Below are 18,991 nucleotides of genomic sequence, written 5' to 3' on the forward strand. Positions count from 1 at the left end.
TCTGTTGATCACCCGAAACCAGTGTGGGAGCGAGCTTGCTCGCGATAGCGACATAACAGTCAGCATCTCTGTCGACTGTTACACCGCCATCGCGAGCAAGCTCGCTCCCACAGTTGGGTATTGCTCTGGTTCAGACCACCAGCGACAGCAGCAGGATAAAGATCAACCCCACCACGGACAGGATGGTTTCCATCGCGGTCCAGGTCTTGAACGTTTCGGCCACGGTCATGTTGAAGTACTGCTTGACCAGCCAGAAGCCCGCGTCGTTGACGTGGGACAGGATCAACGAACCGGCACCGGTCGCCAGCACCAGCAGCTCACGGTTCACACCCGGCATCATCCCCACCACTGGCACCACGATCCCGGCACCGGTAATGGTCGCCACCGTCGCCGAGCCTGTGGCAATGCGGATCACCGCAGCCACCAGCCACGCCAGCAGGATCGGCGAGATCTGCGCACTCACCGCCATGTGGCCGATCACGTCGCCCACACCACTGGTCACCAGCATCTGCTTGAAGCCACCACCGGCACCGATGATCAGGATGATCGCGGCGGTCGGCGCAAGGCTGGCATCCAGCCATTTGAGCATCTGGTTGGCACCGATGCCCTGCTTGTAGCCGAAGGTGTAAAGCGACAGCAGCAACGCCAGCAGCAACGCCGAGATCGGGTGGCCGATCATGTCCATCCAGGCGCGGAAGAGGTTGCCATCGGGCAGCGCTACGTCAGCGAACGTCTTGAGCAACATCAGGAATACCGGCGACAGCACGGTGATCAGGGTAATGCTGAAGCTTGGCAGTTCGGCGGAGTCCGTCTCGCGGGCCAGTTGGTCCACCAGCTCCTGGTTCGGATGGCCGGGGATGTGCTTGGCAATGAACGTACCAAAGATCGGCCCGGCAATGATGGCCGTCGGCAGCGCTACGATCAGGCCATAGAGAATGGTCTTGCCGATGTCGGCGCCAAACACGCCGATCGCCAGCAGCGGCCCCGGGTGCGGCGGCACCAGGCCGTGGACGGCGGAAAGACCGGCCAGCAGCGGGATACCGATCTTGATGATCGACACGCCGGTGCGACGTGCGACGATGAACACCAGCGGGATCAGCAACACGAAGCCGATTTCGAAGAACAGCGGGATGCCCACCAGGAACGCGGCGAACATCATGGCCCACTGCACCTTGTCCTTGCCGAAGGCGCGGATCAGGGTCTGGGCGATCTGATCGGCCCCGCCCGACTCGGCCATCATTTTGCCGAGCATCGTGCCCAGCGCCAGGATGATGCCGACAAAGCCCAGCACACCACCGAAGCCGTCCTGGAACGCCTTGATGATGGTGCCGGTCGGCATGCCCGACGTCAGGCCGAGGAACGCGGCGGCGATGGTCAGTGCAATGAACGGGTGGAATTTGAACTTGGTGATGAGGATGATGAGTCCGATCACCGTGACCACTGCATCAAGCAGCAGGAACGTCTCGTGGGACATGCCGAACATGGGAGGTGTCTCCTGATTTGTTGTTGTTATTGAAGCAGTTATTGGTTAGCCGCCGGGGTAGCGCTATCTTTCTGACGCAAATTTTTTGAAACTCAGCCGGCAAGCTTCAAACCATGGTCCAACCACCAGACGTAAGCCTGATGCGCCAACTCTTCAACGCTGTGGCTGGACGCATCCAGAGCCAGGGTCAGGGGCTCGCCGACAGGGGATTGAAGGGTGGCAAACTGGCTGTCGATCAGGGTCGACGGCATGAAATGGCCGGGACGATGGGAAACGCGGTCGGCGGCCACTTCGGGGGTCAATTCAAGGAATACGAAGCCCAGGCCAGGCAAGGCACTGCGCAGACGCTCGCGATAACTGTGCTTGAGGGCCGAGCAGGTCAGCACCGGGCGCTCGCCCGTGGCATCGACACGGCGCAACTCATCGCACAGGCTGTCGAGCCAGCCGGCACGGTCGTCGTCGTTCAAGGGAATACCGGCGCTCATCTTCTGGATGTTGGCCGCTGGGTGGAAAGTGTCGCCTTCAATGGCAGTGGCGCCGCTCAGCTCGCATAGCGCCTGGCTGACGCAAGTTTTGCCGCAACCGGCAACGCCCATAATGACCAGGGCGGTGATGGGATTATTCATGTAACACCTCAGCGCGCAGACAGCGCTACCTTTGCCAGTTATGACACCGCAGCAAAAGCAGAAGTTGCCGACGCCTTCTTGTCATTTTTGTGGTTGCAGCATGTTCGTTCACGACACCAGCACACGGGGGATCAGGCAAACCCCACTTACGCAATTGCAGCCGCGTCGAGACAGCGCTACCTTAGTGCCTTGATTTTTGTTTGGCAAGCCGCCCTGATGACCGCCCCTAAAAACGATAAGAATACTCGCACCACCGGTCGCCCTACGCTCAACGAAGTCGCACGCCTGGCCGGTGTCAGCCCGATCACCGCCTCCCGTGCCCTGCGCGGCGTCAGCACCGTAGCCGTCGATCTGGTGGAAAAGGTCCGCCAGGCCGCCGTGGAGCTCAACTACGTCGTCAACCCCGCCGCCCGCGCCCTGGCTTCGGCCCAGAGCCATTCGGTGGTGGTGCTGGTGCCGTCGTTGTCCAACTTGTTGTTCATCGACACCCTGGAAGCCATTCATCGGGTCCTGCGACCCAAGGGTTTCGAAGTGGTGATCGGCAACTACCACTATTCCCGGGACGAAGAAGAAGACCTGTTGCGCAACTACATGGCCTATCAGCCGCGTGGTTTGCTGTTGACCGGTTTCGACCGCACCGAAAGCGCCCGACGCATGATCGAGGCCAGCAATATTCCCTGCGTGTACATGATGGAACTGGACCCCGGCGCGGGGCTCAATTGCGTCGGCTTCTCCCAGCTCAAGGCCGGCGAAACGGCGGCCGAGCATCTGATCTCCAAGGGCCGCAAGCGCCTGGCCTACATCGGCGCGCAACTGGACCAACGCACCCTGCTGCGTGGCGAAGGTTTTCGCCGCGCCCTGCAGAAAGCCGGTCTGTATGACCCGGACCTGGAACTGCTGACCCCGCGCCCGTCATCGGTAGGCCTGGGCGGCGAATTGTTCCTGCAGTTGCTGGACAACCACCCCGATGTCGATGCGATCTTCTTCGGCAACGACGACCTGGCCCACGGTGCCTTGTTCGAGGCCCTTCGCTGCGGCATCAAGATTCCCGAGCAGGTTGCGGTGCTGGGCTTCAACGACCTGCCCGCCTCGGCCCACACGGTGCCGCGCCTGAGCAGCATCAGCACCCCACGGGAAGCCATCGGCCGCCGCGCAGCCGAGCAAATGCTGACGTTAATGGCCGGCAACCGCATCGCGCAGCCGGTGGTGGACATGGGCTTTGAGCTCAAGGTCCGCGAAAGCACCTGAGCCCGGCACGATGCGGTCGATCCATGCCGACGAACGGCAAGGATTGGCCGCCCCGCTCGCCCCGCGCCAGCCCATCGCGTTGGAATACGGGCCTCGCGGCGACGGCATGGGAATTGCTCCTGCCCATCGCTCAGTCATTACCCACAGGTATTCATCATGTTGGTCAGTGCAAAACAGCAAGCGATGGTCTTGCCGCTCAAACGCCCGGGCGAAGATCCCACTGCCGAAGCCGCCAGCGGCCTGCAAAGTGCCGCGTTGCAGGCTTTGCGCGATAACGTCCAGGCCCAGGCCAGCCAGGGCGCTGCCCAGGTCCAGGAGTCCTTCACCCAACGAGCCACGCAACAGGTCAATGCGAGCACCGCCATCAGCGACAACGTCGACGAGGCGTTCGCCAAGACCCGCGTGCAATTGCAGACCGTGGCTTCACCAGCATCCGAAGAAACCACGACATTGGGTGGTTCTGCGACGGCAGAATTCAAGGACTACATGAGCAAGACGCCCGAAGAGCGCCTGCGCGACAGCATTCTCGAAGAGATGGGCATTACCGAGGAAGAGTTCGAGGCGATGCCGCCCGAGAAGCAGATGGCTGTCAGCCAGGAAATTGCCCAGCGCATGCAGGACAAGTCGGCGATCGCACAGGTGGAAAAGGCCCAGCAGAGCCGCACCGACGACAAAGCCTCGGCCACGGATATGTTTCTCGCCTCGCTTTAAGCCTCGCGCATGGCGGAGCGTTTGAGCTGGGGGTTAGCGCCCCAGCTCAAACCTGAGGCCACCCGAAGCAGTATCGGTTCAATGACCGAACAGGTTCACCTTCTTGGTTTTTTTGTCGGCGCGCTTTTCATCGGCAGTTTTCGCCGGTTTTTTCTTTGCCGCTTTTTTTGAATCCATGCCTTTGGCCATGATACGTACTCCACTCATACGGGATGTGAAGTCAGGTATACACCTATCGCCGCACCTGCGTTCTTTTATAATCGCCCTCCCCTTATCGCCCACGACCCTGTCATGTCCGAAATCCATTATGCAGCGCTCGAAGAGTCGCTCTGGCCGCTGATGAACAAGTTCTATCGCGCCCACCAATCCTCGATGAAAGCGGTGCGTGACGCGCAGCTCTGGGTGGCGCGGCGCGATGAGATCGTCGCCGCCCTGTGCCTGCGGCCGGTGTCGGGTGGGCATTGGTTGACAGGGTTGTTCGTCGCCCCGGCGTACCGAGTACAAGGCATCGCCGCACGGTTGATCGCCGAAGCGGTGAACGGCGTGAATGAACCGGTGTGGCTGTTCTGCCACCCGGATCTGCGCGGTTTTTATGAACGGAGTGGTTTCAGCTTCGACCCCGAACTGCCCTATGCGATGGCCGAACGCCTGAGCCGGTATGCGCGTAGCAAGCCGATGATTGCGATGGGGCTTGCGCCTGCAAAATCCTGAAAATCAACACACCCCATTGTGGGAGCGAGCTTGCTCGCGATGGCGTCAGGTCAGTTGCATCAATAGTGGCTGACACACCGCAATCGCGAGCAAGCTCGCTCCCACAGTGTTCTGTGGTGGGTTATCAATCGTCGGCCGTAGGGTCCAGGTCCGGGAACATCACCTCGGTAAACCCGAACTTGCTGAAATCACTGATACGCGACGGGTACAAGCGCCCGATCAGGTGATCGCATTCATGTTGCACCACCCGCGCATGAAAGCCCGAGGCGTAACGCACGATCGGCTCGCCCTTGGGATCGAAGCCTTCGTAGCGGATATCCTGGTAGCGCTCGACCGCCCCGCGCAGGCCCGGCACTGACAGGCAACCTTCGAAGCCCTCTTCCATCTGCGGGCCCAGTGGGGTGATCAGCGGGTTGATCAGGATGGTCTGGGGCACCGCCTCGGCGTCAGGATAACGCTCGCTGTGCTCGAAGCCGAAGATCACCAGTTGCAGGTCCACGCCGATCTGTGGCGCCGCCAGGCCGACACCGCCGACGCTTTCCATGGTCTGGAACATGTCGTCGATCAGTTGCCACAACTCTGGGCTGTCGAACATTTCGGCGGGCACCGGTGGGGCGATGCGCAGCAGGCGTTCGTCGCCCATTTTCAGGATGTCACGGATCATGGTCGGGCTTCGTCAGGGTGGGGATGAGGGATGGAATGGTCGCGGCCCAGGCCCGACACATGCTGTTTTTCGTGCTCGCCCGCGCTTTTTTCGCCCGGGTTCTTGCCCTCGGTGGACATGTGCTCGATCACCGCATTCATCTCCGCACCGAGCAGCAGCACCGCCGAAGAAATATAGAAATACAGCAACAACACGATGATCGCACCGATGCTGCCGTACATGGCGTTGTAGTCGGCGAAGGTCTTGACGTAGAAGGCGAATCCCAGGGAGGCGACGATCCACACCACCACCGCCAGCACAGAGCCCGGGGTGATGAAGCGGAACTCCTGCTTGACGTCGGGCATCACGTAATAGATCAGCGCCACGGCCACCATCAACAGAAACACAATCACCGGCCAGCGCACGATCGTCCACAGCGTGACGATGAACGTCTCCAATCCGACCTGGGCCGCGATCCAGCCCATCACCTGCGGTCCGAGCACCATCAGTGCAGCGGCGGCCAACAGCATGCCGGCGATGCCGATGGTGTAGAAAATCGACAGCGGAAAACGCTTCCAGGCCGGACGGCCCTCGACCACATCGTAGGCGGCGTTCATCGCGCTCATCATCAGCCGCACGCCCGCCGAGGCGGTCCACAACGCAATGACGATACCCACCGACAACAGCCCGCCCTTGGATTGCTGGAGCTGGTCGATCACTGGGTTGACCTGCTCCAGGGCCTGGGGCGGCAGCACCAGCTCCGATTGCAGGCGCAGCCAGGAGAAGAAGTCCGGCAGGTGCAGGAAGCCGATCAATGCGATCAAAAAGAGAATGAAAGGAAACAGCGAAAACAGCATTTGGTAAGCCAATGCCGAGGCGTAGGTCGACATCTCGTCGTCGAGAAACTCGGTCACGGTGCGCATCATCACACGATGCAAGGGTAAGCCTTTCAAGGCCGGGAACATCATGTGCGTCTCCTTTCGCCGCAAAAAAAGGGGGTCGCTTGGCGACTCAGGGGCCGTTATCACAACAAAGTAGCCTGTTTGGCGACGTTGGATCAATTTCGTCTTTCATGCCCGACGCTGAATTGACCGACGATTGCCAAGCCAAGTTTCATTGTTCCTACAGCCGGGGCTTTATGTTTGCCCGGCAACCACCGAGAATGCCCCACGTATTCAGGCTGCGGCCTGAAGCTCCAACCCCGTAGGAACGTTATGAAACTCGATAAAAAGCAGGCCATCGCCCGCAGAAACCAGGAACTGGGCGGCGCCGTACTGGGCGTCAACAACTGCCACTTCAGCGAATTGAACCGTAACCGCAACATCTTCTGGTTCGATATCCCGGTGGGGCGCCTGGCCATTGGTCAATACGAATGGATTCACCTGCTGCTGCACACGCCGGCCACCGATGAGCTGCTGCACCTGAAGGTGCCGACCGTGTTCCTGCGCGAGAAAATGGAAGGCCTGGAAGTGCGCAACCAGGGCAAGCGCAAGGCGGCCCTGAGCCTGGAATTGAGCGCTGACAAGGATTCCTACCTGCAGGACATGCGTCCGGGGGGTACCAATCTGGATTTTGCGCAGTTCAGGTTGTAATGCGATTTCCTAGCTTTGGTGTGTAGATCCGTTGCTGCGGTAACGGATATGTACCCAATCCAGCCCAAAAGAAAACGGCGCTTTCCCTCCCTCGGAAAAGCGCCGTTTCCTTAAGTGAATAGCATCACCGCATCAGCGGGGCTTTTCATTGGCAACGGTCTTACTTCTTCAGCCCCAGTTTCCTGAGCTCTTCATCCCGCAACTCGCGCCGCAGGATCTTGCCCACATTGGTCGTCGGCAAGGCATCACGGAACTCCACGGCCTTGGGCACCTTGTAGCCGGTGACGTTGGCACGCATGTGTTCCATCACCTGTTCCTTGGTCAACGTGACACCCGGCCGGGCGACGATGAAGATCTTGATCGCCTCGCCGGACTTCTCGTCCGGTATGCCGATGGCCGCGCACTGCAGCACGCCCGGCAGGGTTGCCAGCACATCTTCCAGTTCGTTGGGGTACACGTTGAAACCGGAGATCAGGATCATGTCTTTCTTGCGATCGACGATGCGCATGTAGCCGTCCGGCTGGATCAACGCAATGTCACCGGTCTTGAGCCAGCCTTCGCTGTCGAGGATCTCGTCGGTGGCTTCCTGGCGCTGCCAGTAGCCCTTCATGACCTGCGGACCTTTCACACACAATTCGCCGATTTCGCCCAATGGCTGTTCGACACCCGCGTCATTGATCACCTTGCACAGCGTCGACGGCACCGGAATGCCGATAGTCCCGATCTGGATGTGCTGGATCGGGTTGACGGTGGCCACCGGGCTGGTTTCGGTCATGCCGTAGCCTTCGCAGATCGGGCAACCGGTCACTGCTTTCCAGCGCTCGGCTGCTGCCAGTTGCAGGGCCATGCCGCCAGACAGGGTGACTTTCAGGGCAGAGAAATCCAGCTTGCGGAAGGCTTCGTTGTTGCACAGGGCCACGAACAGCGTATTGAGGCCGACGAAACCGCTGAACTTCCACTTCGACAGCTCCTTGACCATCGCCGGCAGGTCACGCGGGTTGCTGATCAGGATGTTGTGGTTGCCGATCAGCATCATCGCCATGCAATGAAAGGTGAAGGCGTAGATGTGGTACAGCGGCAGCGGCGTGATCAGAATCTCGCAACCTTCATTGAGGTTGGAGCCCATCAGCGCCTTGCACTGCAGCATGTTCGCCACCAGGTTGCGATGAGTGAGCATCGCGCCCTTGGCCACGCCAGTAGTGCCGCCGGTGTATTGCAGCACGGCCACATCGTCACTGGTGGGGTTCGCTTCGCTCACGGGTTGGCCGTGGCCTTTGCTCAGCACATCGTTGAACTTGACGGCCTTGGGCAAGTGATAGGCCGGGACCATCTTCTTGACGTACTTGATCACGCTGTTGATCAACAGGCGCTTGAGCGGCGGCAGCAGGTCGGCGACTTCGGTGACGATGACGTGCTTGACGCTCGTCTTGGGTACCACGGTCTCGGCCAGGTGCGCCATGTTCGCCAGGCACACCAGCGCCTTGGCCCCGGAGTCGTTGAACTGGTGTTCCATTTCCCGCGCGGTATACAGCGGGTTGGTGTTGACCACGATCAGCCCGGCGCGGATCGCCCCGAACACGGCCACCGGGTACTGGAGAACGTTGGGCAGTTGCACGGCGATTCGATCGCCGGGCTGTAAATCGGTATGCTGTTGCAGGTACGCGGCAAAGGCACCGGACAACTCGTAGAGTTCACCGTAGGTGATCGTCTTGCCGAGGTTGCTGAATGCCGGCTTGTTGGCAAAGCGTTGGCAGGACTGCTTCAACACCGCCTGAATATTCGGATACTCGTCTGGATTGATGTCGGCAGCAATCCCAGCTGGGTACTTATCCTTCCAAAAGTCTTCAATCATGGAAGCCCACTCCTCAGCAACGCGAATTCTCACCGCATTTGATGCGATTATTATTGGTGTGTGTTTATTGGTGAATCTGGCTTGAATCAAGGCCGAGAAGTCACAAAAGCGCGCCGAGAGTAGCAGCTTTGCCAGGGGCCGACTAGAGCCAAAAGCAGCCCCCACAGTCACAAACATGACTCATGAATATTTTATGGTCATTTTTAGAGTAAAAAATCTACAGCCTGTTAAATCTCTCTGAATCAAACAACTGTGGGAGCACAGCTTGCTCGCGATAGGGATATGTCAGCCAATACAAATGAGGCTGTTCCACCGCTATCGAGCAAGATGTGCTCCCACAGGTTTTCGTCAGGACAGATACCCCGGCGGACCTCAGGCAATATCGCGCAGCTCCCTCCGCAGAATCTTGCCCACCGGCGTCATGGGCAACGACTCCCGCAGCACAATGTGCTTGGGTACCTTGTAGCCGGTGAAGTTCTCCTTGCAGTAGGCCTTGAGTTCTTCAAGGCTGACGCCGGTTTCCCGCGCCACCACGAACAGCTTCACCGCCTCCCCCGAACGCTCGTCCGGCACACCGATTACCGCGCAGTTGGCCACCTTGGGATGGGCCATCACCACGTCTTCGATCTCGTTGGGGTACACATTGAAGCCCGAGACGATGATCATGTCCTTCTTGCGATCGACGATGCGCACGAAACCGTCCGGGTCGATCACCGCGATATCGCCGGACTTGAACCAGCCCTCGTGGTCCAGCACTTCGGCCGTGGCCTCAGGCTTGTTCCAGTAGCCTTTCATGATCTGCGGGCCCTTGATGCACAGCTCACCGCGCTCGCCCAGGGGCTGCTCGACGCCATCGTCGTTGATCACTTTCATCAGCGTGCCTGGCACCGGCATCCCCACCGTGCCCAACCGGGACTTGCCGCCGTAAGGGTTGGCACTGGCCACTGGCGAAGTTTCGGTCAGGCCATAACCTTCGGTGATGCCACAACCGGTGATCTGCTCCCAACGCTCGGCAGTGGCCTTGATCAGCGCCGTGCCGCCCGAGTTGGTGACCTTGAGGTTGGAAAAATCCAGGGTCTTGAAATCCGGATGGTCCATCAATGCCACGAACAACGTGTTGAGCCCCAGCAGCAACGAGAAACGCCAGTTCTTCAGTTCCTTGATGAAACCACCGATGTCCCGCGGATTGGTGATCAGCACGTTGTGGTTGCCGGTCACCATCATGCACATGCAGTTCGCCGTGAACGCATAGATATGGTACAGCGGCAGCGGTGCGATCATGACCTCCTGGCCTTCGCGCAACAGTGGATGGCCGTCATCGCCGAGCTGCCCCAGGCAGGCCCGGGCCTGTTGCATGTTGGCCACCAGGTTGCCGTGGGTCAGCATCGCGCCCTTTGCCAATCCGGTGGTGCCGCCGGTGTATTGCAACACCGCAATATCGTCGAGGCTGACTTTCAGCGGCTTGATGCCCTGGCCGCGGCCCAGGCGCAAGGCGCTCTTGAAGGAAATGGCCTGGGGCAGCGAATAGGCCGGGACCATTTTCTTGACCTTGCTCACCATCGTGTTGACCAGCCAGCCCTTGGCGGTGGGCATCAGGTCACCCATCTTCGCTTCGATCAGGTACTGCAGGTCCGTATCGGGCAACACCTCCTGGACTTTCTGCCCGAACATATTCAGGTACACCAGCGCCCGGGCACCGGAGTCCTTGAACTGATGACGCATTTCCCGCGCGGTGTACAACGGGTTGGTGTTGACTACGATCAGCCCGGCGCGCAAGGCACCGAACACGGCGATCGGGTACTGCAGGATGTTAGGCATCTGCACCGCGATTCGATCACCCGGCGCCAGGTCGGTATGGGCTTGCAGGTAGCCGGCGAAAGCCGCGCTGTAGCGCTCCAGCTCGGCATAGGTGAGGGTCACCCCCATGTTGCTGAACGCCGGACGGTCGGCAAATTTCTTACAGGAACGTTCGAACACCTCGATCACCGACTTGTAGGCCCCAAGATCAACATCCAGGGGCACGCCGGTCGGGCGTTTGTCATTCCAGAAATCAGGCTGCATTGTTTTTGTCCTCTTTACCTGAGCATGTCCGGGCCGCATCTGTATCGCTTGCAGAGGCGGAGCTCCTGGGACACTAGCAGCTATGGCCAATCAGGCAAATATGGCAACCTGCGTCATAGATTGTGTGAATCTTCCTGCCATGGCGTGGCCTGATCAGGCGAGACGCAGCGGATGCGCTATACAATGCAGCGACGCTGCGTCTGACTTTGTGCAAAGGAATCGCCATGATCCACCAAACGTTCTGGCTGACCGCGACCGACCATAGCCGCCTGTTCGTCAACCAGTGGCTGCCCGAAACCGCCCCTTTGGCGGTGATCATGCTGGCCCACGGCATGGCCGAACACAGCGGCCGCTACGCCCGTCTGGCCCAGGCGTTGTGCGACGAAGGCTACGGTGTCTGCGCCATGGACCTGCGCGGCCATGGCAAGACCGGCGAGGAAGCGATTCTCGGCCATTTTGCCGACGAGGACGGCTGGGCCAAGGTCGTGGGCGATCTGGCCAGCCTCAACCACCACATCGTCCAGCAATACCCCGATACCCCGATCCTGCTGCTGGGCCACAGCATGGGCAGCTACATCGCCCAGGGTTACCTGTTGCATCACAGCGCCAGCCTGCACGGGGCGATTCTCAGCGGATCGAACTTTCAACCGGTGACGCTCTACCGCAGCGCTCGCCTGATCGCCCGCTTCGAACGTCGGCGCCAGGGTGCCACGGGGCGCAGCGCGTTGATCGAGTGGCTGTCGTTCGGCAGTTTCAACAAGAAATTCAAACCCACGCGTACCCCCTTCGACTGGCTCAGCCGCGACCCGGCCGAAGTCGACCAGTATGTCCACGACCCGCTGTGTGGCTTTCGCTGCACCAATCAACTGTGGGTCGACCTGCTCGGCGGGTTGCAGCAAATCAGCAAAGCGTCCAATCTCGCCCAGATCGATCCGGGCCTGCCCGTGCTGGTGATCGGTGGCGAATGTGATCCGGTGAGCGAAGGCAAGCGTCTGAAGGATCTGGCCGACGCCTTGCGTGACGCCGGCATCCGGCACCTGCAATTGACGATTTACCCGCAGGCCCGGCACGAACTGTTCAATGAAACCAACCGCGATGAAGTGACCGCCGACGTACTGGCCTGGATTGCCCAGGCCCTGAGCCACAAGCGGCCGCCACGCAGCGAGTAGGCTTGCAGCATTTTTCCTTTACTCCTTCACAGGATTTGAAACAGATGACCCAGGTTACCAACACTCCTTACGAAGCCCTCGAAGTAGGCCAGACCGCCAGCTACAGCAAGACCGTCGAAGAGCGTGACATCCAGCTGTTCGCGGCGATGTCGGGCGATCACAACCCGGTGCACCTGGACGCCGAGTTCGCCGCCGCGAGCATGTTCAAGGAGCGCATCGCCCATGGCATGTTCAGCGGTGCGCTGATCAGCGCCGCGGTGGCCTGCGAGTTGCCTGGGCCGGGCACTATCTATATCGGCCAGCAGATGAGCTTCCAGAAGCCGGTGAAAATCGGCGACACCCTGACCGTGCGCTTGGAGATCCTGGAAAAACTGCCGAAATTCCGTGTGCGCATCGCCACGCGCGTGTTCAACCAGCGCGACGAGCTGGTGGTGGACGGCGAAGCCGAAATCCTCGCACCGCGCAAGCAGCAGACCGTGACCTTGCCGACGTTGCCGGTGATCACCGTCGGTTGATTCACAGGCGCCTACGGTGAGTGACTTGTGGCGAGCCGTTGTGTGGGAGCAAAGCTTGCTCGCGATGCAGGCACCTCGGTTCCCTGAGAGACCTAGTTATCTTCATCGCGGGCAAGCCTTGCTCCCACACAGCAGGCCTTCGCCACAATGACGGTTACGCGGCAAGTTATGGCTGGTCTTCGCGCACCTGCACGCTCGCCGTCATCCCCGCGCTCAGGTTCACCCCCTCCGGTAACTTGTCCAACTTGATCCGCACCGGTATCCGTTGGGCCAGGCGCACCCAGTTGAAGGTCGGCTCGACCTCCGCCAGTAACTGCGCATCGGGATTGGTGTTGCGGTCGGTAATGCCACGGCTGATGCTCTCGACATGACCCTCCAGCGCATGGCCGGCGCTCATCAGCCAGATCTTGACCGGATCGCCCACGCGGATCCTCGGCAACTTGGTTTCTTCGAAATAGGCCTGCACATAGAACGTCGAGTCGTCGATCAACGCCATCACTGGCTGCCCGGCATTCACGTAGTTGCCTTCGGCCAGGCGCAGGTTGGTGATGTGGCCGTTGCGTGGGGCCAGGACCTGGCTGCGGGCCAGGTTGAGCTCGGCCACCTTGGCCTCGGCCTGGGCTTCGCGCAGTTCGCCGCGGGCGATGCCGGCGTTGATCTGGGCGTTTTCCCGCAGTTCGGCGCTGATGGCCTGGGGTCCAAGGGCCGCACGACGGCTGGCTTCGTGTTCACGCAGGCTCAGTTGCTGCTGGCGCGTCTGCACCACCGCCCGAGCCTTCTCCACCGCCGCCTCGAAACGCTCGCGGTCGATACTCAGCAACACATCGCCGGCCTTGACCTGTTGGTTATCCACCGCCTTGAGCTCGCGCACCCAACCCGACACATCGGGTGCAATCACCACCACGTCGGCGCGGATCCGCGCATCGCGGGTCCAGGGTGTGAGCATGTAGTACTGCCACAGGTGAAACCCGGCGAAGATCGCCACGGCCACCATGCACAGCGTGACGGCGACACGTACGGATGTACGCATGTTCAACTCCTATAGCGGCCCGAGGACCACGGTAATAACGGTCAGGACACAGACATACAGGGCGCAGTCGAACAAGGCTTCATGCCAGATCCAGCGCCCGGCCGGCACCAGGCTGAGCAACAGGCGCAACGCACCGGTCACCAGCAACGCCAGCACCACATAAATCAGGAACGGGCTGAGCAACACCCCGCCAATCGACCACTCACGCAAGCCCATGGCTGTGCTCCCGTCGTTCAGGTTCGTGCTGGTGGCACCAGGCGCGCCAGCTGTTTTGCAATTGCACCACCGCGCCCTGGGCCAGCTTCAATGCGTCACCGGGCGGCTGGCTCGACAACACCTTCAGGAGCTCGGCGCTTGCCGGGGCCAGCGCATCGGCCTGGTCACCGGTCGGGCCGTGTTCGAGCACCTGCTCCAGCGCTTCGAAATAACGGCGCTGCGCCCGGGTATCGGGCACCTGGGCGACGGCCAGGCTCAGGCGCAAATGCAACAGTTCATCGCCAATGTCCAACCCAAGCAAACCATCATCCCAACGGCTGCGCGCCTGCACCGGCAATTCGGGGTAATGCCGCGCCAACTGCAACAGCCGGTCGGCCATGCGCCCGCCGAACCAGCTCTCGGCGCCACGCAGACTGCGATGGGTCAGGCGCACCAGATCGTGGAGGGTCGCGGCCAGCAGGCGGCGGCTGTGCCAGGCCGGGTTGCGCAAAATCAGCAGATTGAAGGCCAGCACCGCCGCGCCCACGCCAATCATCATGGCCTGGGCGTTGTTGAAGAACGCCGCGACGTCGTACTTCATGGCATTGAGCGGTGAAATCAACACCACGAAATGCAGGCAGAACGAGGTCGCCGTGGCGAAGATCTGCGGCTTGGCCATACCCAGCGCGCCGAAAAACAACGGCACGCCCATGGCCATGCAGAGCATCGCAAAACTGCTCCATTGCGGGAGTACGAGTTCACCGATCACGAACGCCGTCGGCACGGCCAACAGGATGCCCCGCAGAAAACTCATGCCGATCTGCGCGCCGTTTTCGCGACTGGCAAACAGGCTGCACACCACGCACGTCAGCACCAGCGCACCCGAAGCGGCGGGCCAGGCAGTCGCCAGCCAGAAACAGGCAACCGCCAGGAACGCCAGGGCGCTGCGAGCACCAAAGACCATGGCCAGGGACAGATCACGATGAGGCGCCAGGGTTCGCGGTGGATCCGCCGCCTCCCTGCCCTCCCGTACCGCCGTCAAGGCTGCGCAGGCGGCCAGGGCGGTATCGAGCAACAGGGCGAACCGCGCCAGGCAGTAACTTTGCGCCGAGCTGATCTGCGGGTCGTGAGACGCATCCCATACCCGGGGGCGTAAGGCCTGCAAGGTCGCACTGTCGGCATCGAGGGCCTGCTGTACCTCGTTCATCCAGGGTTGGAGGGCCTCGGCCTCCTCGGGGTCGAGCTGTTTCCACTGCCGCCGCACCGAGCGCGAAAGGCGCAGCAACATCAGCAATTTCTGGCTCAAGCCGCTGATGGCTCGGGCTCGCTGTCGACCACGGCTGCCTTCGAACCAGGCATGTTCGCGCTGGGCATCCACCGCGACGATCCTGCCCAGAATTTCCAGCAACCCTTTTCGCGCCTGGACATCGCCAGCCAGGGTCACGCGGGCGGCCAGCATGCCGCTCTGCCAGGCCGCAAGGGCCTGACCGGCCAGTTGCCGCTCGACCCGCAACGGCCAGAGCAAGGCACTGGCCGCCGTGGCGCAGACAATGCCCAGGCTGATCTCGGTGCAGCGCGCCACCGCCTGCTCGAACACACCCAGCGGATGGGAAATGGCTGGCAAGGCAATGATCGCCACCGTGTAACCGGCCAGCACGAACGAATACGACCAGGCACTGCGCAGCAGCGTCGAACACGCTGTGCACAACCCCAGCCAGAGCGCCAAGGCCAGCAGGAACAACCAGGGCGCCTGGGCAAACAGGCCCATGAACACCACCGACATGACGGTGCCCGCCAGCGTGCCGACCAATCGCGCCAACCCCTTCTGCACCACCATCCCGGACAGTGGCTGGGCGACGATGATCGCGGTCATCAGCGCCCATGACGGCTGCTCCAGCCCCCAGCGCAGCGCCAGCCACAACGCCAGCCCAGCACCAAGCACCGTCTTGATGGCGAACTGCAAAGCGAGGCGGTCAGGGGCAAACAAGGCCTGGAAGGTAATGGGCACGCGAAAAACTCTTTGGGGGACGCCAGTAACAATAGATGCAATGCAGGGGGATAGACGACGCAATTATTAGCTAGCTATCTATCCGAGTCCAGAGCTGATTATTGATGGATTCAACAACACACTTTTCTGTTTGATGCTGAGCGAGTTGAAATGCCATCGCCCTCACTCGCCACAACAGTGTTCACCTTAAATCTGAGTCGTCGCCACAAAAAAACGCCAGCATGCTGGCGTTTTTTTTCGATCAGGACGCGTTGTTAGCTGGCGCGCGCCTGGTTGCGCAGGGCCTTGACCTGGTCGTGGTTGCGTTGCACACCGTGGTACTGACGCTCAACCAGGTCACGAATGCCGACCAGGTTGTGCTTGGTGATTTTCTCGAGCGCTTCCTTGTAGGCCTTGAGCGCATGGTCTTCGCCACGCTCGGCTTCGTTGAGCACCGCTTCTTCGTCCTTGCCGGTGAACATGGATTTCACGTCCACCCAACGACGGTGCAGGTCACCGGCGACGCTGGTGGAGGTTTCCGGATCGCCGCCCAGGGAGCGAACCGCCGCTTGCAGTTCAGCCGCAGCAGTCGCGCAATCGGCAGCACGTTGAACGAACAGCGCCTTGAGTTGTGGGTGCTTGATGTCTTCAGCGCAGGTCTTGAAGCCTTCCTGGCCATCTTTGCTGGTCTCGATCAGGTCGTTCAAGACGGAGATGGATTCTTTGTTGATGTCAGTCATTTTTCAGTTCCTTTGCTTGGTGAATAAAAAACCTGCAAGGGATGTTGCATCGGCCATGCCAGTCAAAGAACCCATTTAATTTTCTTTAAAATCAGTTAGTTACAAAAAAACAAGAAAACTGTATCCGCGTTATTTGCATGATCTGTCATTTGGCCTGCATGCAGAATGCCTGTATTTTCGAGGCAGACTTGAATCAGACGATTGCCATGAACCCGGAAAAGCTCGAATTGCTCGTCACGCGTCAAATGCCGTTCGGCAAATACAAGGGTCGAATCCTGGCTGACCTGCCCGGTCAATACCTGAACTGGTTCGCCCGCGAGGGTTTTCCTCACGGTGAACTGGGTGGTTTGCTGGCACTGATGCAGGAAATCGATCACAACGGGCTGTCGGACCTGCTCGATCCATTGCGTGCCAAACACGGCAAGCCCAAGCCTCGCCCCTGACCAGTTGAGCCCCCGTATGCCCGAAAACACGCTACGCGCCCACGATGAAGCTTTCTGGCAGACGTTTGTCGGCCGCTATGACGTCGATCCCGTCGGGCCGCTCAACCTGGAAAACGGTTACTTCGCACGCATGTCCCGCACCGTGGTGGAGGAGTACCAGCGCAACATCGAGTTCATCAACCGAGGCAACTCGGTGTACGTGCGCCAGCATTTCGACCGTGAACACGGCGAAGCCATTCGTCGACAGGTGGCCCAGCTTATCCACGCTTCACCCCAGAGCGTGGGGTTGGCCGGCAGCGCGGTGGATGCCTTGCAGACGCTGATTCGCAACTACAACGGCCTCAAACCAGGCGATCAAGTACTGATCAGTGATCTGGAATATGCCTCGGTCAAGAGTGCAATGCGCTGGCTGGCCCGCCAACGTGGCGTGGAGGTGATCGAAATCGTCCACCAGCACCCGGCCAGTTTCGAAAGCCTGGTGGGCACTTACCGCGAAGCGTTCATTCGCTACCCTCGCCTCAAGTTGATGGCGCTGACCTACGTCAACCACCTCACCGGGCTGGTGATGCCGGTCCAGGCCATCGCCGAGAGTGCCCGCGAGTTTGCCGTCGACATCATCCTCGACGGTGCCCACGCCCTGGGCCAGATCGATTTCGACCTGAAGAAGCTCGGGATCGAATTCGCCGGGTTCAACCTGCAGAAGTGGATTGGCGGGCCCCTCTCCCAGGGCTTCCTGTACATCGCCCCGCAGCGCTTGGCCGACATCGACCCGGACATGGACGAAGACAGTTACCCCGCCACCGACGTCCGCTCGCGCACGCCCCACAGCACGCCCAACATCCCTGCCTTGCTCACCCTGCCGCTGGTCTTCGAAGAACACCAGGCCCTGGGTGGCGCTTCGGCCAAAGGCGCGCGCCTCTGTTATCTGCGTGACCTGTGGGTGAGCGCCGTGCGCGATGTGCCGGGCATCGAGGTCATGACCCCGGATGACCGGCGTCTCTATTGCGGGATCACCGCAATGCGCTTCACCGCCCGAACCGATCAACAAGCGATGGCCGATCGATTGCTCAATGAGCATGGAATCTTCACCGTGGTGCGCCATACCAGCGTCGGGCCGTGCATTCGCATTACCCCGGGGCTGATTACCTTGGCGAGTGATATCGAGCGGTTGACCCAAGCGCTACTTGAACTGAGCCGTACCTAGATCCCTCGCCACAGGAAATTTGTGCTGCCATAAAAACCCAGGCAAAAAAAACGGCGCGCCGACCAAGCGCACCGTAAAACCGTAGAACACCCAACGAGGTTCGGTAAAACAATCAGTCCAGCAGCGCCAAGGCCTCGGCGGTGCATTCCTGAATGCGGGCCCAGTCGCCGTTCTTGATCCACTCAGGATCAAGCATCCAGCTTCCGCCCACGCACATCACGTTTTTCAACGCCATGTAGCTCTTGATGTTGGCCGGGCTCACGCCGCCGGTCGGGCAGAATTTCACTTCGCCGAACGGGCCACCCAAGGCCTTGATGGCCGCGACGCCGCCACTGACTTCGGCCGGGAACAATTTGAAGCGGCGATAGCCCAAGCTGTAGCCTTCCATGATGCCCGAAGCGTTACTGATACCTGGCAGTAACGGGATAGGGCTGTAGACGCTGGCCTCAAGCAGATCACGGGTGATGCCCGGGGTGACGATGAACTGCGAACCGGCCGCCTCGGCGGCGTCCAGCATGTGGCGGTCGAGCACCGTGCCGGCACCGGTCACCAGCTCCGGACGTTGCTCGCGCAGCACCTGGATGGCCTTGAGGCCGTATTGGGAACGCAGCGTCACTTCCAGCGCCGTCAGGCCACCGGCGGCCAGGGCATCGGCCAGCGGCAGGATGTCCTGTTCACGGGCAATGGTGATCACCGGCAGGATCCGCGCCTTGGCGCAGAGGCTGTCGATCAGGGCAACTTTGTCCGCCATGGAAACGGTCGGGGATGGGTTTGTCATAGC

19 protein-coding genes are annotated in these 18,991 nt (G+C 60.5%); 8 read left to right on the forward strand and 11 right to left on the reverse strand.

What is annotated here, in order from left to right; all coding sequences use genetic code 11:
* Positions 1-130: 130 nt before the first annotated feature.
* Both AB4O09_RS24040 and AB4O09_RS24045 read right to left on the reverse strand, forming a co-directional pair.
* Positions 131-1,483 carry a GntP family permease gene (locus AB4O09_RS24040; RefSeq protein WP_003198592.1) on the reverse strand — a complete coding sequence of 451 codons (1,353 nt, stop codon included), beginning with the start codon at positions 1,481-1,483 and terminating at the stop codon, positions 131-133.
* A 92-nt stretch (positions 1,484-1,575) separates the two neighbouring features.
* Complete coding sequence (locus AB4O09_RS24045) at positions 1,576-2,109, reverse strand: gluconokinase (protein WP_003198590.1); 534 nt, start codon at positions 2,107-2,109, stop codon at positions 1,576-1,578.
* A 216-nt stretch (positions 2,110-2,325) separates the two neighbouring features.
* Here AB4O09_RS24045 and gntR point away from each other — a divergent pair, with 216 nt between their 5' ends.
* From gntR to AB4O09_RS24060, 3 genes are all read left to right on the forward strand, one after another.
* Positions 2,326-3,357: an HTH-type transcriptional regulator GntR gene (gene gntR, locus AB4O09_RS24050; protein ID WP_027912033.1), complete on the forward strand. Its 1,032-nt coding sequence runs from the start codon at positions 2,326-2,328 to the stop codon at positions 3,355-3,357.
* Between the two features lie 156 nt (positions 3,358-3,513).
* Positions 3,514-4,068: a hypothetical protein gene (locus AB4O09_RS24055; protein ID WP_003198586.1), complete on the forward strand. Its 555-nt coding sequence runs from the start codon at positions 3,514-3,516 to the stop codon at positions 4,066-4,068.
* A gap of 291 nt (positions 4,069-4,359) precedes the next feature.
* Positions 4,360-4,779 carry a GNAT family N-acetyltransferase gene (locus AB4O09_RS24060; protein ID WP_003198583.1) on the forward strand — a complete coding sequence of 140 codons (420 nt, stop codon included), beginning with the start codon at positions 4,360-4,362 and terminating at the stop codon, positions 4,777-4,779.
* 124 nt (positions 4,780-4,903) lie between these two features.
* On the opposite strand, the gene def is transcribed toward AB4O09_RS24060, so the two are convergent.
* Both def and AB4O09_RS24070 read right to left on the reverse strand, forming a co-directional pair.
* Positions 4,904-5,443, reverse strand: coding sequence for a peptide deformylase (gene def, locus AB4O09_RS24065; protein ID WP_003198581.1), 540 nt, complete (start codon positions 5,441-5,443; stop codon positions 4,904-4,906).
* Positions 5,440-6,390, reverse strand: a complete 951-nt coding sequence (locus AB4O09_RS24070) for a YihY/virulence factor BrkB family protein (protein WP_003198579.1) — start codon at positions 6,388-6,390, stop codon at positions 5,440-5,442. Before AB4O09_RS24070 ends, def begins: the two co-directional genes overlap by 4 nt.
* A gap of 246 nt (positions 6,391-6,636) precedes the next feature.
* On the opposite strand from AB4O09_RS24070, the gene AB4O09_RS24075 reads away from it, so the two are divergent.
* Positions 6,637-7,014 (forward strand): hypothetical protein, encoded by a 378-nt coding sequence (locus AB4O09_RS24075; protein WP_003198577.1) that lies wholly within the window; start codon positions 6,637-6,639, stop codon positions 7,012-7,014.
* Positions 7,015-7,174: 160 nt separating this feature from the next.
* On the opposite strand, the gene fadD1 is transcribed toward AB4O09_RS24075, so the two are convergent.
* Positions 7,175-8,866 carry a long-chain-fatty-acid--CoA ligase FadD1 gene (gene fadD1, locus AB4O09_RS24080; RefSeq protein ID WP_003198575.1) on the reverse strand — a complete coding sequence of 564 codons (1,692 nt, stop codon included), beginning with the start codon at positions 8,864-8,866 and terminating at the stop codon, positions 7,175-7,177.
* Between the two features lie 372 nt (positions 8,867-9,238).
* The gene (fadD2, locus tag AB4O09_RS24085; protein WP_223470150.1) at positions 9,239-10,927 is read right to left on the reverse strand and encodes a long-chain-fatty-acid--CoA ligase FadD2; all 1,689 of its coding nucleotides are present in this window, start codon (positions 10,925-10,927) and stop codon (positions 9,239-9,241) included.
* A gap of 224 nt (positions 10,928-11,151) precedes the next feature.
* Between fadD2 and AB4O09_RS24090 the strand changes: the two genes are divergently transcribed.
* Positions 11,152-12,096: an alpha/beta hydrolase gene (locus tag AB4O09_RS24090; protein WP_003198571.1), complete on the forward strand. Its 945-nt coding sequence runs from the start codon at positions 11,152-11,154 to the stop codon at positions 12,094-12,096.
* Between the two features lie 44 nt (positions 12,097-12,140).
* The gene (locus AB4O09_RS24095) at positions 12,141-12,611 is read left to right on the forward strand and encodes a MaoC family dehydratase (protein WP_223529192.1); all 471 of its coding nucleotides are present in this window, start codon (positions 12,141-12,143) and stop codon (positions 12,609-12,611) included.
* A 166-nt stretch (positions 12,612-12,777) separates the two neighbouring features.
* Here the strand turns inward: AB4O09_RS24095 and AB4O09_RS24100 are convergent, their stop codons facing one another.
* From AB4O09_RS24100 to AB4O09_RS24115, 4 genes are all read right to left on the reverse strand, one after another.
* Positions 12,778-13,641, reverse strand: a complete 864-nt coding sequence (locus tag AB4O09_RS24100) for an efflux RND transporter periplasmic adaptor subunit (protein WP_003198567.1) — start codon at positions 13,639-13,641, stop codon at positions 12,778-12,780.
* A 9-nt stretch (positions 13,642-13,650) separates the two neighbouring features.
* The gene (locus AB4O09_RS24105) at positions 13,651-13,857 is read right to left on the reverse strand and encodes a DUF1656 domain-containing protein (protein ID WP_003198565.1); all 207 of its coding nucleotides are present in this window, start codon (positions 13,855-13,857) and stop codon (positions 13,651-13,653) included.
* Complete coding sequence (locus tag AB4O09_RS24110) at positions 13,844-15,844, reverse strand: FUSC family protein (RefSeq protein ID WP_003198563.1); 2,001 nt, start codon at positions 15,842-15,844, stop codon at positions 13,844-13,846. The genes AB4O09_RS24105 and AB4O09_RS24110 overlap by 14 nt, the downstream gene beginning before the upstream one ends.
* Before the next feature lie 254 nt (positions 15,845-16,098).
* The gene (locus AB4O09_RS24115) at positions 16,099-16,563 is read right to left on the reverse strand and encodes a ferritin-like domain-containing protein (RefSeq protein WP_003198561.1); all 465 of its coding nucleotides are present in this window, start codon (positions 16,561-16,563) and stop codon (positions 16,099-16,101) included.
* 206 nt (positions 16,564-16,769) lie between these two features.
* Here AB4O09_RS24115 and AB4O09_RS24120 point away from each other — a divergent pair, with 206 nt between their 5' ends.
* Together AB4O09_RS24120 and AB4O09_RS24125 are read left to right on the forward strand one after the other, a co-directional pair.
* The gene (locus AB4O09_RS24120) at positions 16,770-17,006 is read left to right on the forward strand and encodes a DUF3820 family protein (RefSeq protein ID WP_027912035.1); all 237 of its coding nucleotides are present in this window, start codon (positions 16,770-16,772) and stop codon (positions 17,004-17,006) included.
* Between the two features lie 16 nt (positions 17,007-17,022).
* Complete coding sequence (locus AB4O09_RS24125; protein WP_038856057.1) at positions 17,023-18,210, forward strand: aminotransferase class V-fold PLP-dependent enzyme; 1,188 nt, start codon at positions 17,023-17,025, stop codon at positions 18,208-18,210.
* Positions 18,211-18,322: 112 nt separating this feature from the next.
* Here the strand turns inward: AB4O09_RS24125 and AB4O09_RS24130 are convergent, their stop codons facing one another.
* The gene (locus AB4O09_RS24130) at positions 18,323-18,988 is read right to left on the reverse strand and encodes a bifunctional 4-hydroxy-2-oxoglutarate aldolase/2-dehydro-3-deoxy-phosphogluconate aldolase (RefSeq protein WP_013692437.1); all 666 of its coding nucleotides are present in this window, start codon (positions 18,986-18,988) and stop codon (positions 18,323-18,325) included.
* Between the last annotated feature and the right edge of the window lie 3 nt (positions 18,989-18,991).

Source organism: Pseudomonas sp. H1_F01 (genome assembly GCF_054681425.1).